Genomic DNA, 14894 nt, shown 5'->3' with positions numbered 1-14894 from the left:
CCCTGTCGTCCGACGAGGTGTCGTCAGGCGGCTCCTGGGGGGTGCCGGCGAGGCGAGGGTCACGGCCACCACCTGGTTGGGGGGGCCTGTTGGACGCCGATTTCACGGTACTCGCTCCGCTCGAACCATCTCGACCTCCTGGCCGACCTTCACGACATCCCCGACGATCACGATCGCAGGTGGTCGAATCCCAGCCGCGCTCACACGCTCCGCCACGGTGGACAGCGTGGCGTAAAGAGCGCGTTGGGTGGGAAGGGTACCGTCCTGTACCACCATTACGGGAGTTTCCGGCGAACGGCCGTCACGAATCAGCGCTTCGGTTATCGCGCCGATTCGTTCGACCGCCATCATAAGCACCAGTGTTCCGCCGGATCTTGCCAGATTAGGCCAGTCGACGGTGGATCTCTCATCGCCGGGCGGAACATGTACGGAAATCACGTGAAATTCCTGGCTCACTCCGCGATGGGTCACGGGGACGTTCGCCGCGGCGGGCACCGCGATCGGACTGGTGATACCGGGAACCACGATGACCGGGATGCCCTCGCGGGCGCAGGCGAGCATCTCCTCGCCACCGCGACCGAAGACGAACGGGTCGCCGCCCTTGAGCCTGACCACGAATTTGCCCTGTTTGGCGTGCTCGATCAGCAGTTCGTTGATCCGCTCCTGGGCCATGTAACGACCATAGGGGATCTTGGCCGCGTCGATCAGCTCGACGTCCGGCGAGAGCTCGTCGAGCAGGGGCTGCGGGGCGAGGCGGTCGGCGACGACCACGTCGGCCTGGGCCAGCAACTGCCGCCCGCGGACCGTGATCAGGCCGGGGTCGCCGGGTCCTCCGCCGACCAGGGCGACGCCCACCGGCTTGGTACGGTTGCGCCTGGCGTCGACCGTGCCGTCCCTGAGGGCTCCGACGACGGCGTCCCTGATCCCGGCGGCGCGGCGGGGGTCGCCTCCGGCGGTGATCGCCACGCTGATCTCGTCCACCTTGCCGCTGGCCGGGGTCCAGGCCGCCGAGGCGTCCTTGTCGTCGGCGCGTACGCACCAGATGCGCTTGGCCTCCGCCTCCGCGGCCACCGCGGCGTTCACCGCGCGGTCGTTGGTGCAGGCCTGCACCAGCCAGGCCCCGTCGACGTCGCCGACCTGGTAGCGCCTCGCCTCCCAGGTCACGCGACCCGTGGCGATGAGGTCGTCGAGGGCGTGCGTGACGCTCGTCGAGACGACGGTGACCAGGGCGCCCGCGTCGAGCAGCGCCGGCACCCGCCGCTGGGCGACGCGTCCTCCACCCACGACGAGCACTCGCCGCCCGGAAAGGCGCAAGCCAAGCAGGTAGGGCGACATGGCGACCGATCTCCCATTCACGAGGAATTGCGAAGCATGGCGTGCTAGGAGGTAAACCTACCGGCTAATGGCGCCCGCTTCACTGCGCCCGTGTTAACAGCTGTCAAGACTGGGCTGACCGCTGTCAACCTGTCCCTCCAAGCCTTCCGTACTTGGCTTCCTCCCCGCGACCGAAGCAGGAGGATTCGCGCGGCTGATCTGCGGACAAGCCGCGACCGTGACGGTTGGATCAGGTTTCCTTGTCCGTCACACCGGCGGAGTCGAAGGTCGCGACCTCGTGCATCACCCTGACGGCTGCGCAGACGATGGGGTGGGCGAGCAGGCCACCCGTACCCTCGCCGAGCCGGAGTTCCAGCTCGACCAGGGGCCGCAGTCCGAGGTGATCCAGCGCGACGGCGTGTCCGGGCTCGGCCGAACGGTGCCCCGCCACACAGTGGTCGACGACGTCGGGGGCGAGGGCCGCCGCCGCCAGCGCCGCCGCCCCGGCGATGACACCGTCCAGGATGACCGGTACGCGAAGGGCGGCCCCGGCGAGGACGAATCCGGCGATCGCCGCGTGCTCCAGGCCGCCGACCGCGGCCAGCGTCCGCAGCGCGGACATCTCCGAGGCACTGTCCCGTCCGTGCTCCAGGCCGTTCGCCCGCAGGGCCTCGCGGACCACCTCGACCTTGCGCGCGAGGGTCTCGTCGTCGACACCGGTGCCCCTGCCGGTCACCACGGCCGCGTCGTGCCCGGTGAACGCGCAGATCAGCGCTGCCGAGGCGGTGGTGTTGGCGATGCCCATGTCGCCGGTGATCAGGCAGCGGGCGCCTCCCTCGACGAGATCGCGGGCCACCGCGATCCCGGCCTCCAGTGCCGCGACCGCCTGCTCGGGGGTCATCGCGGGCCCGGCGGACAGGTCTGCGGTGCCGTACGCGACCTTGCTGATCGTCAGACCGGGCGCGGGGTCGAGGTCGGCCGCCACGCCGACGTCGACGACCGTCACCGAGACCCCTGCCTGGACGGCGAAGGCGTTGGCCACGGCGCCGCCCGCGAGGAAGTTGCCGACCATCTGCAGGGTGACCTCCCTCGGCCACGGGCTCACGCCTCTGGCGTGGACGCCGTGGTCGGCCGCGAAGATCGCCAGAGCCGCGGGAGCGGGAAGGGGCGGAGGACTCACCGCCGCGGCTCCCGCCAGCCGTACCGCCACGTCCTCCAGGGCGCCCAGCGCGCCACGGGGCTTGGTCAGGCGGTCCTGGTGGGCGCGGGCCTCCGCGACGGCCGCCGGGTCCGCGGGACGGATCGCCGCGATGGTCTCCTCAAGGGTGGTCATGTGATCATTCTCCCTTGAATCCGGATTTCCGGGAAAATACTGAAAAGTCATACCGACCCGTCGGGGATCGACGGATCACCAGGCGATGCCGCTGAGCGCCTCCTCGTAGCGCTCGATGACCACGTCGGCCAGGCCCTCGCAGTCGCCGATGACGTCGGCGCAGCGGACGTCCAGATTCGGGTGCCCGGCCGCGTAGGCCATCGCCTGTGCCCAGACCCGGTCGAGCAGGCCACCGGCGAACAGCAGGTAGGGGACGACGATCACGCGCTTGGCGCCGAGGCGGCGGCAGCGCTCGATGCCGCCGGGCACGCCGGGCGGGGTGAGGGAGACGAAGGCCGTCTCCACGGTCATGTACTCGTGGGCGTGGGTCTCCCAGAAGAGGCGGGAGACCCGGTGCACGTCGGCGTTCGTCTCGGGACTGGTGGAGCCGTCGCCGACCAGGACCACGGCGGTCTCGCCGATCTCGATGTGCTCGGGCTCGTCGTCGAACACCCCGGCGGCGGCCGGGACGAGCCGGAGGCTGGCGACCTCGGCGGCCGCGTCGGCCAGACGCTCGGCGAGCAGCGCGAGAATGCGCGGGTCCGAGCCGAGGGGACGGCCGTAGTCGCAGGTCAGCATGGGGTGCCTCTCCTGCTCGCGGGCCATCGCCGAGGGGATGTCCGCGCCGAGCCACACGTCTCCGGCCAGGCTCATCGGCTGGGCCACCATCCGGTGGTGCCCGCGAGCGACCAGCGAGGCGACGGAGTCGCTGAGGCGCGGCCTGGCCCTGGCGATGTAGCCACCGGAGACGTCCACGGCCTTCTGATCCAGGCGGCAGCGCAGCCGATGGACGAACCTACCGAATTCAGCAGATCCATTGTCGTCGTGCGAGCCCTGCCCGATGAGCAGCAGCGGCGGTTTCATGGAACGGGGACTCCAATGACCTTGACCTGGGGTTACGCAGTGGCGACTCGCGACAATATCCGATAAAGCCACTCCATGGACAGGTAACGGATCGGTAAATACGTCTTTTCTCACACGGGTGTGACGGGTGGTGCGGATTGGACCGGTGGTGGCGACACTCCCTCACCCGCCGGGCCATCTGGATCACACGCCCTGGCACGCTAGCCCGGCTCGCGGGAGACGTCCAGCACGGCCACGCCGTCGTTCCACACCCCGCGCACCCCTCCCCCCTTCCCGGCCAGGCATGACGTCCATCGCGCCACCCGCGACACGAGAATCCCGCGTGGATCAGGACAGATCACTTCTGAGCATTCCGAACACCACGATGTCGCGCGGACCGTCCTCCCCCAGCTCGGCGGCGCGAAGTACGCCCTCCCTGACGAAACCGGCCTTCTCCGCGACCCGGAGGGAGGCCGTGTTGTCCAGGCCGGCGCGAAGCTCGATCCTGCGTATCTCCGTGGTCTCGAACACCCAGCGCGCCACACCGAGCAGGGCCTCGGTGGCGTAGCCCCGGTCCCGGTGCAGCGGATGCACCCCGTACCCGACCTCGGTGGTCCCCGCACCCCAGAGAGTCCTGAAGAGGCTGATCGCGCCCACGATCAGACCGTCGGCCTCCGCCGCCAGGTGCACGCCCTGGCCGGAGCGACGCAGTTCGTGCACGCCGTGGGAGAGCCACTGGGAGATGCCCGACGGGTGCCCAGGGGCGCCTGGCGGCAGGAACCTGTCACGCGCCCTGATCACCGAGCGGACGCGGGGGGCGTCACCCGGGCGAAAAGGCCGGATCACGAGCCGGCCGGTCAGGATCGGCGGATCGGGGACGAAGGCGGTCACGCGCCCTCCTTGCCGGGAGATGTGTGGTCCCAACCTCACCCCGGCGAACCCCGCCCGCGCAAGATCCCGATCCGGCCCGGACGGGCCGGATCGGGATCCGAAGGGAACGCCTCGACGGACGACGAGCCGGTGGCGATCATCCGGACCGAGCCGGCTCGGGGTACGGCTCAGCGGACGACGACCTCCCGTCGGCGAGGATCGCCCCCGCCGAACCGGCCGGGGGTACGACGGCTCAGCGGACGATGACGACCTCCAGCGTGCGTGGGCCGTGCACGCCCTCCACCCGGTTCAGCTCGATGTCGCTGGTCGCGGAGGGGCCGCTGATCCAGGTCAGCGGCCTGGTGGGGTCGAGCCTGCCGACGGCCTCGGGGACCCCCGCCACGATCTGCCCGGCCCGCACCACGCACAGGTGGTAGTCGGGGACCAGGGTGAGTGCCCGCCGCCCCTGGCCGGGTCCGGCGTCCAGCACGATGGTGCCGGTCACCGCGATCGCGACCGCGCATCCGGTGACGACCCCGTCCAGCCCGTCCAGTTCCACCGCGCTCAGCGGAGGGTCGTCGGTGACCGGATCGTCGGGCGCCCACTCCGGCGGCAGCCCTTCGGGGACGACCAGTCGGCCGGCGCCCCGCCGGGCCAGCGCCGCCGCGACCGTCGCGGCGACCTCCGCCTCGTCCACCACGTGCACGACGGCCCGGTAGTCGGCCACACGCTCGGCGAACAACTCCACCACGCCCTCCGGGGCCACCGACTCCGGTGACGTGCGGTAGGCGCGGGTGATCTCGACGTCGGGCGCTCCGGCCACGGCGGAGCGGATCCTCGCCAGAATCCGCTCCTTGGCCCCCGTACCGGAGAAACCACCCGAACCCGAGGAGCCACCCGTACCGGAGAAACCACCCGTAGCCGAGGAGCCACCCGTAGCGGAAAGACCACCCGTGGCCGAGGAACCGCTCTTGCCGGAGAGGGCACCCGCCCCCGAGGAGGCACCGGACGGCCGCCCGGGACCGGGCGCGGGGGACGCTGCTCCGGCGGTCATCGGGCACCTCCGTCGGTACGGTTCCACCAGTCGCGGAAGGACTCGGCAGGGATGTCGGGAATGTCGCGGGTGTCGGTCCAGCCGGAGAGCGGCCCCGGCAGGCGGCCGGGGACGAACCTGCGCAGGCGCCCGCCGAACCGCTGGGCGCGCGCCAGCCGCGTGGGGCGGTCGAACACCCACCCGGCGGCGCGCATGCCCAGGCGCTCGGCGCGCGCGTGGCGGACCTTGCCGCGCAGGTGGACCAGGACCTCGGGGATGTCGATCGCGACCGGGCAGGCGTCGAAGCAGGCGCCGCAGAGGGTCGAGGCGTACGGCAGCGACGCGTCCAGCTCCGAGGCGGTCCCGCGCAGCTGCGGGGTGAGGATCGCGCCGATCGGTCCCGGATAGACCGACCCGTACGCGTGGCCTCCGGCGCGCTCGTAGACCGGGCAGACGTTGAGGCAGGCGGAGCAGCGGATGCAACGCAACGCCTGGCGGCCCACCTCGTCGGCGAGCACGTTCGTGCGGCCGTTGTCGAGCAGCACCAGGTGGAACTCCTGGCCCTCGGTCGCGCCCGTCCAGGTGGAGGTGTAGGGGTTCATCCGCTCGCCGGTGGAGCTCCTGGGCAGCAGCTGGAGGAAGACCTCCAGGTCCCGCCAGCTCGGCAGCAGTTTCTCGATGCCGACCACGCTGATCAGCGTCTCGGGCAGGGTGAGACACATCCGCCCGTTGCCCTCGGACTCCAGCACCACCAGCGTGCCGGTCTCGGCGATCATGAAGTTGGCGCCGGAGACGGCGACCTTGGTCGACAGGAAACGTTCGCGCAGGTGGAGCCTGGCGGCCTCGGCGAGGGCACGGGGCTCGTCGGTCAGGTCCTCGGGCGCCGCGCGGCCCCAGTCGGCCATCTTCTCCTGGAAGATCTCGCGGATCTCCGAACGGTTGCGGTGGATCGCCGGGACCAGGATGTGCGAGGGCCAGTCGTCACCGAGCTGGACGATCAGCTCGGCCAGGTCGGTCTCGTAGGCGGTGATGCCCTCCGCCTGGAGTGCCTCGTTGAGGCCGATCTCCTGGGTGGCCATCGACTTGACCTTGACCACGGTGGTCTCGCCGGTGGCCTTGACCAGGTCGGCGACGATCCTGTTCGCCTCCTCGGCGTCGGCCGCCCAGTGGACATGACCGCCCGCGGCGGTGACGGCCTCCTCCATGCGGAGCAGGTAGTGCTCCAGGTTGCGCAGGGTGTGGTCCTTGATCTCCTTGCCCGCCCGGCGGAGCTCGGCCCAGTCGGGCAGCTCGTCGACCATGAAGGCCCGCTTGCCGCGGATCGTGCGTGTGGCCCTGCGGAGGTTGTATCTGAGCTGCGAGTCCCGCACGGCGACCGCGGCGTTCGCCGGGAAGGCGGGCATGCCCAGGAAAGTGCCGCTCATCGGGTGGTCTCCGTGGCGGCGAGGATCTCGGCGAGATGCATGATCCGCACACCGGTGCGCTGGCGTTTCAGGGTGCCGCCGATGTGCATCAGGCAGGAGTTGTCGGCGGCGCACAGCACCTCGGCGCCGGTGGTCGCGACGTTGTGCACCTTGTCGGCGCACATCGCCGCGGAGATCGCCGGGTTCTTCACCGCGAAGGTGCCGCCGAAGCCGCAGCACTCGTCGGCACCGAGGAGCGGGACCAGCTCCAGCCCCCTGACCTGCTCCAGCAGCCGGGTGGGCCGGTCTCCCACACGCAGGATCCGCATCGAGTGGCAGGTCGGGTGGTAGGTCACCCGGTGCGGGAAGTAGGCGCCCACGTCGGTGACGCCAAGGACGTCGACGAGGAACTCGGAGAGGTCGTAGACCCTGGGCACCAGCTCGGCCACCTCGGCGGCGAAGGACCCTGACTCGCCCTCGCCGGGCGCCGGGCCGGGGCGCGGGTCCTTCGGCGGAGCAGGCGACTCCGACTCGCCCGCGAGAGGCGCCGGAGCGGGACCCGCGCCTCTCGGCGGAACCGCCCGGGACGCCGAGGTCCCGACGGTCCCGGTGATCAGCCCTCCGGGGCCCCCGGTCCTGACCTGGGCGGGGGCGACGGTGGTGCGGGCGAGCCGGGGATACTGCTCGCGGACCATCGCGGCGCACGATCCCGACGGCGCGACGACCGCGTCGTAGGGGGCGAAGACGTCCACGAAGTGCCGCGCGAGCCGCCGGCCCTCCTCGGGATATCCCGTGTTGACGTGCATCTGGCCGCAGCAGGTCTGGGCGCTGGGGAAGTCGACGTCGCATCCGAGGCGGCGCAGCAGCGTGACGACCGCCCGCCCGGTGCCGGGAAACAGCGTGTCGTTCACGCAGGTGACGAAGAGGGCGACGCGCACGGCGCTCCTTCCTTTCAATGGCCTGACCACAGTATGGTCTGACCATATTTCTCCACAAGAGGAGGTCCTCTTGAGCGGTTGGCAGCCGGTCCGGCGCACCCGGACGTTCGAGGAGGTGATCGCCCAGATCGAGCGTCGTATCGCGGACGACGGCCTCAGGGTCGGGGATCGCCTGCCCGGCGAGCGGCAACTCGCCGAGCAGCTACGGGTGAGCCGGTCGTCGGTACGTGAGGCGATGCGGGTGCTGGAGACGCTGGGAGTGGTCTCCTCGCAGGTCGGGCGGGGTCCCGATGCGGGGGCCCTCCTCATCTCCAGGCCCGCCGAGGCCCTGAGCGACCTGCTCAGGCTGCACCTCGGGCTGGCGAACCTGTCACTGGAGGAGGTCGTCGACGCCCGGTTGATGATCGAGAAGTGGTCGGTCTCGCACGCCGCCGTCCACGGGGCCGACCTGTCCGCCCTGACCGCCGCGCTGGAGCGTATGGACGCCACCACGACGGCCGAGGAGTTCGTCGAGCACGACACGGCCTTCCACGTCGCCATCGCCGAGGCCTCGGACAACAGGCTGACCACCGCGATGATGCTCTCCCTGCGCGACTCGCTCCGCCGCTACGCGGTCGAGGCGGTCGAGCGCCTGGGCGACACCGCGGGGCTCATGGCCGACCACCGCCGGATCCACCGGGCCATCGCCGCCGGAGACGCGGCGGAGGCCGCCTCCGCCGTCGAGGACCACCTGCGACGGGCCTACCCCGGCATCTCACGTCCCCCACGGGCTGAGAATGACGAGGGGCTTGAAGGGCAGCAGGGGCGGTCTGACCGAGTCGGCTGAGCGGCAGGAGGCGCCCGAGCAGGAGACCAGGGCGTCGAGTTGCCGGTTGAACTCGGCGATCACCGGGAGCGGGATCTCCGCGGCGAGGTTGTGGAGCTGGTAGGGATCCCTGACGACGTCGTAGATCTGGTACTCGCCGGTGGAGTAGCGGACGAAGGTGCTCTGGGCGGTCCGCATCCCCTGGTAGGCGGGGACCGGGGTCTGGCGGGCCGAATCCGGGCTGGTCGGGCGGTAGAACTCCAGCAGCACGTTCTGCCGCCACGAGGGCGGCGTCTCGCCCCGCAGGAGCGGCAGCAGGGAGCGCCCCTCGGCGAAGTCGGGGAGGGTGACCCCGGCGAGCTGCGCGAACGTCGGGGCGAGGTCAATGCTCGCGGCCATGTCGCCGACGACGCGGCCCGCCTGCACGCCGGGTCCCCTCACCAGCAGCGGCACCTTGATCGACTCGTCGAAGGGTGTGGTCTTGCCCTGGGCGAGCCGGTGCTGGCCCAGGTGGAACCCGTTATCGGAGGAGAAAAAGATATACGTTTCGTCGAGCTTGCCGGAGGCCCTGAGCGATTCGACGAGGGCGCCGACCATGTCGTCCACGCCGAGCATCGCCCGGAGCCGGTCCCGGTAGTGCCGGTCGATCTTGCGGACCCTCGCGGCGTCGAACGGCGGGAGCGACCTGAGCCAGAGTGGCTCGGCGCTGACATCCGCCTGGTCGAAGGACGGGGTGCGCGGAGCCACCACCCCGGAGAAGGCGGCCTCGTGCCGGGGGGCGTAGTTGGCCGGGTTGTGCGGGGCGACCGGGGCGAGATACAGGAAGAACGGATCCCGGCTCGGCTGGGAGACGAACGCCCTCGCCTTCGCGCTGAGCACGTCGGTCAGGTAGTCCTGCGGCGCGAAGCCGTATTTCCGCAGCATGCCGTTCTCGTTGAGCGTGTAGCCGTACTCCTCGTACAGCCTGCGCACCGGCACGTCCCACTCGTCCCAGCCGGGAGGCACGTGGGTGGCGGAGGTGGCGCCGCCGGGATAGTGGTTGAGGTATTTGCCCATCAGCCCGGTGCGGTATCCGGCCGACTTCATCCAGGTCCCGATGTTGGAGCGTTCCAGGCCGGATGTGTAGTACTTGGTGAACCCCCCTTCGGGGGCGGTGTTGGTCAGCACGCCGTGGCTGTGCACGTACTGGCAGCGCATGATCGACGCGCGGGAGGGGCAGCACCAGGAGTTCGGCACGAAGAACCTGTCGAAGCCGGTGCCGCCCTGCGCGAGGAGGTTCCAGATGTTGGGAAATCTCCGTAGATCACCCGCCTCCAGGTCGTCGACGAGGACGAACAGGATGTTGGGCCGTCCCTGCGCGTGCGCCACGGCCGGGATCGTTCCCATGGCGGCGAGGGCGAGGAGCGACACCAGGGAGAGGAGTTTGCGAGCGGCGTTGAGCACAGAAGCACGCTTCCCGGAAGACAGAATCTCGACACCTCACACTCGACCGACCAATATAGAACGTGTTCTAATTGCGGGATCCGTCCGGCGCCGCGTCGCGAGGAGAACCCCGTGAGCACCGACCTGAAGCTCGGCCTGAACCTCGGCTACTGGCAACGGAACGCCGACGACGCCACCGAACTCGTCCAGACCGCGGAGCGATTGGGCTATGAGTCCGTCTGGACCGCGGAAGCCTACGGTAGCGACGCCTTCACTCCCCTGGCCTGGTACGGCGCGCGGACATCCCGCATCAAACTCGGCACATCCGTGGTGCAGATCTCCGCCAGAACCCCGGCGGCGACCGCGATGACCGCGATGACCCTGGATCATCTCACCGGCGGGCGGCTGCTGCTCGGTATCGGCGCGTCGGGGCCCCAGGTCGTCGAGGGCTGGTACGGGAACCCGTTCCCCAGGCCGCTCGCCCGCACCCGCGAGTACGTCGAGATCATGCGCAAGGTGTGGCGCCGTGAGGAGCCGGTGACCAGCGACGGCGAGCACTACCCCCTCCCCTACCCGGGAGGCGCGAACCTCGGCAAGCCGCTGAAGCTGATCACGCACCCGCTGCGCGCCGAGATCCCCCTCTACCTGGGCGCGGAGGGGCCGAAGAACGTCGCGCTCGCCGCCGAGATCGCCGACGGCTGGCTCCCGCTGTTCGTGTTCCCCGAGAAGATCGAGCGGATGTACGGCCCCTCGCTCGCCGGCGCCGACCCCGGCTTCGACATCGCCGCCATGGTCATGACCCTCATCACCGACGACGTCCGAGCGGCGCTGGACGGGGTGAAGCTGATGCTCACCCTCTACATCGGCGGTATGGGGGCCAAGAGCCGCAACTTCCATGCCGACATCATCGGCAGGATGGGCTACGCCGAGGCCGCCGAGGAGATCCAGGCCCTCTACCTGGCCGGACGCAGGGACGAGGCGTTCAACGCGATCCCCGACGAGCTGGCCGACGGCATCTCCCTGGTCGGCCCCGCGGGCCGCATCCGCGAACGCCTTGAGCTGTGGCGTGACAGCCCGGTGAGCAACCTCCTGGTGATGGGCCCTCGCGACGAGGCCTCCCTGAAGACCGTCAGGGACCTCGTCCTGGGCTGAACCGTCCCGGGCGGCGCCGCTCTTCCTCGCATCCTCCTCGCGCGAGGACCGCCCCGCCGCCCGCCGGTCTCGCCGCGCGGCGGGGCGGACGTCACCTCCGGACGCCGACCTTCCCCACCCAGCCGGACTCCTCATAGGCGATCCTGAGGCCCTTGCGGAAGGGGAGGTGCGCGGAACGGTCACCGGTACGGGGGCTCTCGTCCGGGCCCGTGTAGACGAAGGCCAGCAGGCGCGACCCCGACTCGTCGACGACCAGGGTGTGGTGGCCTTCGGCCGTGGTGACGGCGAAGCCGGTGCGCCCGAGCGGGTCGAGGACGTCCTTCTCCAGGACGATTCCGGGCTGGGCCGCGAGGACGCGCAACGTCGCGGCACGCGTGGCCGGGCTCGCGGGTGAGGCGAGCAGGTACCGCGCGGCGTCGAAGACGAAGTCCGGGAACGGCCCGTCCCGGTGGGCCGAGCGGAGCCACCGCTCCAGCTCTCCGGCGTCACCGGGCAGGTCCCGCACCTCGTCCATGCTCAGCGTCTCGCTCCCGACCCGCCACCGCAGCGAGAGCCGGGAGAAGTCCTCGGTACGCGGCCCGGGCCACAGTGCCGGGGCTCCCTTCGCCCTCCATGCCGCCTTCGCGGCATCGGTGGCGAAAGTGATGTCCACATCCTGGTTGGACACGACCCGCCCGGCCCGGCCGTCATACCAGGACTCGTCGGTGTGGGCGACGGTCGCGCCGGACCCGACGGGTTCGAAGGTCCTGGTGCGCTCGAACCAGTACCGGCCTTCCGGGGAGGTCGTGCGCGCCGCCGTCTCCGCACCCGTCAGCAGGAACGACCGGGCGTCGAGCGTGACCACCGGTGTGCCGGGGGTAGCGGCCGGGAGCGAGCCGGAGGTCTCGGGGTGCCGTACCGGGGAGGTGCCCGAGGCCGGGTCCGGGGAGGCGATCGCCGCGGTCCGGCCCCCGCCCGGCCCCCGCAGCCCGACCGTCCCCGTCATGACGGCGGGCACCGTCACGGCGGCGGCCAGCCCGACGAGGGCGCCGGTCAGCACGATCCCGGGGGTGAGGCGGAGACGGGACAGGGGGCGGGAGGCGTCGAGGGGCACGCGGGAGGACACGGAATCGGAAGCGCGACCGGACGCATGATCGGACGCGCGACCGGGTTCGGACACGGCCGTCGCGAAGGCGCGGGCGAGATCGGCCTCGCGGCGCCGCCGGTGGGCGTCCTCGGTGAGTGCGTCCGGGCGCAACGCGCGGACACGTTCGTCGACGTCGTTCAAGGCTGCTCCTGCAGGGTAGTGGCCGGGGTGAGGTCGAGTGCCTGGGACAGGCGGCGGCGGGCGCGATACAGGCGGACGGTGAAGGCCCGGGCGGAACAGCCGGCGAGCTTGGCGGCGTCGGCCGGAGCCAGCCCGTACCAGCTGGCCAGGATCACCGCCTCGGCGTCCAGCTCGGACAGCCCGGCGAGCGCCGCGAGGGCCGCCTCGCGCTCGGCGACCTGCTCGGCCACCCGCTCGGTCACGTCGCCCTCCGAGGACAGCTCCGCCAGCCGTTCCACCAGTGCCCGCCGTCGCAGCCCGGAACGCCGCTGCCCGCGCAGCAGGTTCCGGGCGACGCCGAGCAGCCAGGGCAGCGGCGGCTCCGGCAGCTCCTCCAGCTGCCGCCAGGCGATCAGGAACGTCTCGCTCGCGATGTCCTCGGCCGCCTGCCGCTCCGCGCGCAGCAGCGTGTAGCCGAGCACGCTGCGATAGTGCTGGTCGTACAGCGCGGTGAATCGCGCTTCTGGATCATCCACACCAAGGAGTGCCTTTCCCGGCCCCCCGATCACCGGCCGGGAAGAGAAAAGTTATCCGGCACCCTGTTTCCCCACCCACCCGCCTCGGCCCGCCCCTGCCTTCTCCACGCCCTCGCCCGCGTGGATCGCCGGTCTGACACCGTCCGGCGCCATGGTCGTTCCTAAGCGCTTGACCAGCCCGGCTCCCTCAAGGACAACGTTCACGCGAGCACTTTCCCGCGCGGAGGACGGCGGCAGATCGACCGATCGTCTCCACGCCCCCGGACGGGATCGACGGAAAGGGCGATTCGCCGTCGCTTACCGGCACATCGGCCGGATGCCCGATCCGGAACCGCCCGTGGGCTGGCACAATCCAACAGGTGACGATTCGGGTGCTCATCGCCGATGACCAGGAACTGGTGCGGACCGGGTTCCAGATGATTCTGGACGCCCAGCAGGACATGGAGGTCGTGGCGACGGCCGCCAACGGGGCCGAGGCCGTCGAGCTGGCACGACGGTTACGACCGGACGTGTGCCTGCTCGACATCCGCATGCCCAAGCTGGACGGTCTGGAGGCCACCCGCATCCTCGCGGGGCCGGGGGTGGCGGACCCGATGAGAGTGGTGATCGTCACCACCTTCGACCTCGACGAGTACGTCTACGGCGCGCTGCGCGCGGGGGCGACCGGTTTCCTGCTCAAGGACAGCGGGCCGACGCTGCTCATCGAGGCGATCCGGGCCGCGGCGGCCGGGGACGCGCTGGTGTCGCCCTCGGTGACCGTGCGCCTGCTCGAACACCTCTCCCACCCTCGGGCCGGTGGCGTACGCCCGCCCAGCGAGCCCCTCACCGAGCGCGAACTGGACGTCGTGCGACTGGTCGCCAGGGGGCGGACCAACCAGGAGGTCGCCGCCGAGTTGTTCGTCTCGCTGTCGACCGTGAAGACCCACCTGGGGAGCATCCAGGCGAAGCTGGGCGCGAGGAATCGGGTGGAGATCGCCGCCTGGGCGTGGGAGTCCGGCATCGTCGGCTGAGCAGGGCATCCGCGCTGATTAGCGGGAGCGCTGACGGGATAGGAAAAGGGGCAGGTCCTCAGCGCATGGCGGGGGGAGATATACATGCGCTCTATCCCATCTCTACAAAAATCGGCCTCGGCCGTCTATGTCACGCTCACCGCACTGGTGGTCGCGGTCGCCGCCCTGGCGGTGTTCGAACAGGTCCGCGGCCGGCGCCTCGTCCTGGAGATATCCGAGCTCAACGGCGACCCCCACGCCCCCGGAGCCGACGCGGTCTTCGGCGCGGTCACCGTCTTCGCCATTCTGATCATGTTCTTCGCCGCATCCGCGATCGCCGCCGTCGCCGCGTACCTGAACTGGCTGCTCCGTGCCCGGCAGGGCGCCGACCGGCCCGCGGTGGCGCCGGTGCTGGTGAGCTGGTTCGTGCCGGTGGTCAACCTGGCCGCGCCCCCCGTGCTGGTCGACCGGCTGTGGCGAGCCTCCCGGCCGCCGCTGGATCGCCGCCTGCGCTGGAAGGCGCTGCTCACCGCCTGGTGGCTGAGCTGGCTCGTCGCCTCCGCGCTGGTGTTTGCACGGTTGTGGCCGGGGGCGCCCCAGGGCGGCACGAGCCTGACCGGGTTCGGCCTGACCGAGCTGATCGCCGTCGCGACCGCCTCCCTGCTGTGCGCGACGACCGTGCGGCAGATCACCGGGATCCAGGCCGCGGGCGCCGGGCACCGGCGGCGGACCAGGCCGGAGCGCCGCCTCCCGGCGAAGGCGACGGAGACGGTCCCGGTGAAACCGACCTCGGTGCAGCAGGACCGGGTGAAGCGAAACCCGGTGAGATCGGTCCCGACCTCGCCCGCGAAGGACCCCACACCCTCCGAGGCACTCTCACCGGAGGTCTCCGGGCAGGAGCAGCCCCAGGAGGTCCATCCCGCCGGGCAGTGAGCACCGCCCCGCCCGATGGAAGGCACGCGGGAGGCGTG

Annotated in this window: 15 protein-coding genes; 4 read left to right on the top strand and 11 right to left on the bottom strand. The window is 71.0% G+C overall.

The genetic code is table 11. The annotated features are described in order from the left end of the window. Positions 1–102: 102 nt before the first annotated feature. The 7 genes from cobA to AB0B96_RS18080 form a co-directional block, all read right to left on the bottom strand. Positions 103–1335, bottom strand: a complete 1233-nt coding sequence (cobA, locus tag AB0B96_RS18110; RefSeq protein WP_350945375.1) for a uroporphyrinogen-III C-methyltransferase — start codon at positions 1333–1335, stop codon at positions 103–105. Between the two features lie 229 nt (positions 1336–1564). Continuing rightward, positions 1565–2647, bottom strand: a complete 1083-nt coding sequence (gene cobT, locus AB0B96_RS18105; protein ID WP_362899952.1) for a nicotinate-nucleotide--dimethylbenzimidazole phosphoribosyltransferase — start codon at positions 2645–2647, stop codon at positions 1565–1567. Positions 2648–2722: 75 nt separating this feature from the next. Beyond that, positions 2723–3550 (bottom strand): sirohydrochlorin chelatase, encoded by an 828-nt coding sequence (locus AB0B96_RS18100; RefSeq protein ID WP_350945373.1) that lies wholly within the window; start codon positions 3548–3550, stop codon positions 2723–2725. Positions 3551–3877: 327 nt separating this feature from the next. Beyond that, positions 3878–4420: a GNAT family protein gene (locus AB0B96_RS18095; protein WP_362899950.1), complete on the bottom strand. Its 543-nt coding sequence runs from the start codon at positions 4418–4420 to the stop codon at positions 3878–3880. Between the two features lie 232 nt (positions 4421–4652). After that, positions 4653–5453 (bottom strand): LUD domain-containing protein, encoded by an 801-nt coding sequence (locus AB0B96_RS18090; RefSeq protein ID WP_362899948.1) that lies wholly within the window; start codon positions 5451–5453, stop codon positions 4653–4655. Beyond that, positions 5450–6856 carry a lactate utilization protein B gene (locus AB0B96_RS18085; RefSeq protein ID WP_362899946.1) on the bottom strand — a complete coding sequence of 469 codons (1407 nt, stop codon included), beginning with the start codon at positions 6854–6856 and terminating at the stop codon, positions 5450–5452. Before AB0B96_RS18085 ends, AB0B96_RS18090 begins: the two co-directional genes overlap by 4 nt. After that, positions 6853–7773, bottom strand: a complete 921-nt coding sequence (locus tag AB0B96_RS18080; RefSeq protein WP_362899944.1) for a heterodisulfide reductase-related iron-sulfur binding cluster — start codon at positions 7771–7773, stop codon at positions 6853–6855. Before AB0B96_RS18080 ends, AB0B96_RS18085 begins: the two co-directional genes overlap by 4 nt. A 70-nt stretch (positions 7774–7843) precedes the next feature. Between AB0B96_RS18080 and AB0B96_RS18075 the strand changes: the two genes are divergently transcribed. Then, positions 7844–8599 carry an FCD domain-containing protein gene (locus tag AB0B96_RS18075; RefSeq protein WP_362899942.1) on the top strand — a complete coding sequence of 252 codons (756 nt, stop codon included), beginning with the start codon at positions 7844–7846 and terminating at the stop codon, positions 8597–8599. On the opposite strand, the gene AB0B96_RS18070 is transcribed toward AB0B96_RS18075, so the two are convergent. After that, on the bottom strand, positions 8528–10021 hold the full coding sequence (locus AB0B96_RS18070) for a sulfatase (RefSeq protein WP_362899940.1): 1494 nt from the start codon (positions 10019–10021) through the stop codon (positions 8528–8530). The two genes, AB0B96_RS18075 and AB0B96_RS18070, sit on opposite strands and share 72 nt — an antisense overlap. A gap of 111 nt (positions 10022–10132) precedes the next feature. Between AB0B96_RS18070 and AB0B96_RS18065 the strand changes: the two genes are divergently transcribed. Next, positions 10133–11152 (top strand): LLM class F420-dependent oxidoreductase, encoded by a 1020-nt coding sequence (locus tag AB0B96_RS18065; RefSeq protein WP_362899938.1) that lies wholly within the window; start codon positions 10133–10135, stop codon positions 11150–11152. A 91-nt stretch (positions 11153–11243) separates the two neighbouring features. Here the strand turns inward: AB0B96_RS18065 and AB0B96_RS18060 are convergent, their stop codons facing one another. Genes AB0B96_RS18060 through AB0B96_RS18050 form a run of 3 tightly spaced genes read right to left on the bottom strand, consistent with a single transcriptional unit; the run spans position 11244 to position 13138 of the window. Further along, positions 11244–12419: a hypothetical protein gene (locus AB0B96_RS18060; protein ID WP_362899936.1), complete on the bottom strand. Its 1176-nt coding sequence runs from the start codon at positions 12417–12419 to the stop codon at positions 11244–11246. Continuing rightward, the gene (locus tag AB0B96_RS18055) at positions 12416–12934 is read right to left on the bottom strand and encodes a sigma-70 family RNA polymerase sigma factor (protein WP_362899934.1); all 519 of its coding nucleotides are present in this window, start codon (positions 12932–12934) and stop codon (positions 12416–12418) included. Before AB0B96_RS18055 ends, AB0B96_RS18060 begins: the two co-directional genes overlap by 4 nt. Before the next feature lie 51 nt (positions 12935–12985). Beyond that, entirely contained in the window at positions 12986–13138 is a 153-nt protein-coding gene (locus AB0B96_RS18050) for a hypothetical protein (protein ID WP_362899932.1), read from the bottom strand. A 155-nt stretch (positions 13139–13293) separates the two neighbouring features. Here AB0B96_RS18050 and AB0B96_RS18045 point away from each other — a divergent pair, with 155 nt between their 5' ends. Together AB0B96_RS18045 and AB0B96_RS18040 are read left to right on the top strand one after the other, a co-directional pair. Further along, positions 13294–13944, top strand: a complete 651-nt coding sequence (locus tag AB0B96_RS18045; protein ID WP_350945363.1) for a response regulator transcription factor — start codon at positions 13294–13296, stop codon at positions 13942–13944. Positions 13945–14028: 84 nt separating this feature from the next. Then, positions 14029–14856 (top strand): DUF4328 domain-containing protein, encoded by an 828-nt coding sequence (locus AB0B96_RS18040; RefSeq protein ID WP_362899930.1) that lies wholly within the window; start codon positions 14029–14031, stop codon positions 14854–14856. The last annotated feature ends 38 nt before the right edge of the window (positions 14857–14894 follow it).

Source organism: Streptosporangium sp. NPDC049046 (assembly GCF_040649155.1).
Lineage (GTDB): Bacteria > Actinomycetota > Actinomycetes > Streptosporangiales > Streptosporangiaceae > Streptosporangium.
The sequence above is the reverse complement of the archived record's forward strand: the minus strand, read 5'-3'. Positions and strand labels throughout refer to the sequence as shown.

What these genes read in the sequence shown, in the direction of transcription:
- cobA (WP_350945375.1), bottom strand. Translation starts at nt 1,335, where the DNA reads ATGTCGCCCTACCTGCTTGGCTTGCGCCTTTCCGGGCGGCGAGTGCTC.
- cobT (WP_362899952.1), bottom strand. Translation starts at nt 2,647, where the DNA reads ATGACCACCCTTGAGGAGACCATCGCGGCGATCCGTCCCGCGGACCCG.
- AB0B96_RS18100 (WP_350945373.1), bottom strand. Translation starts at nt 3,550, where the DNA reads ATGAAACCGCCGCTGCTGCTCATCGGGCAGGGCTCGCACGACGACAAT.
- AB0B96_RS18090 (WP_362899948.1), bottom strand. Translation starts at nt 5,453, where the DNA reads ATGACCGCCGGAGCAGCGTCCCCCGCGCCCGGTCCCGGGCGGCCGTCC.
- AB0B96_RS18085 (WP_362899946.1), bottom strand. Translation starts at nt 6,856, where the DNA reads ATGAGCGGCACTTTCCTGGGCATGCCCGCCTTCCCGGCGAACGCCGCG.
- AB0B96_RS18040 (WP_362899930.1), top strand. Translation starts at nt 14,029, where the DNA reads ATGCGCTCTATCCCATCTCTACAAAAATCGGCCTCGGCCGTCTATGTC.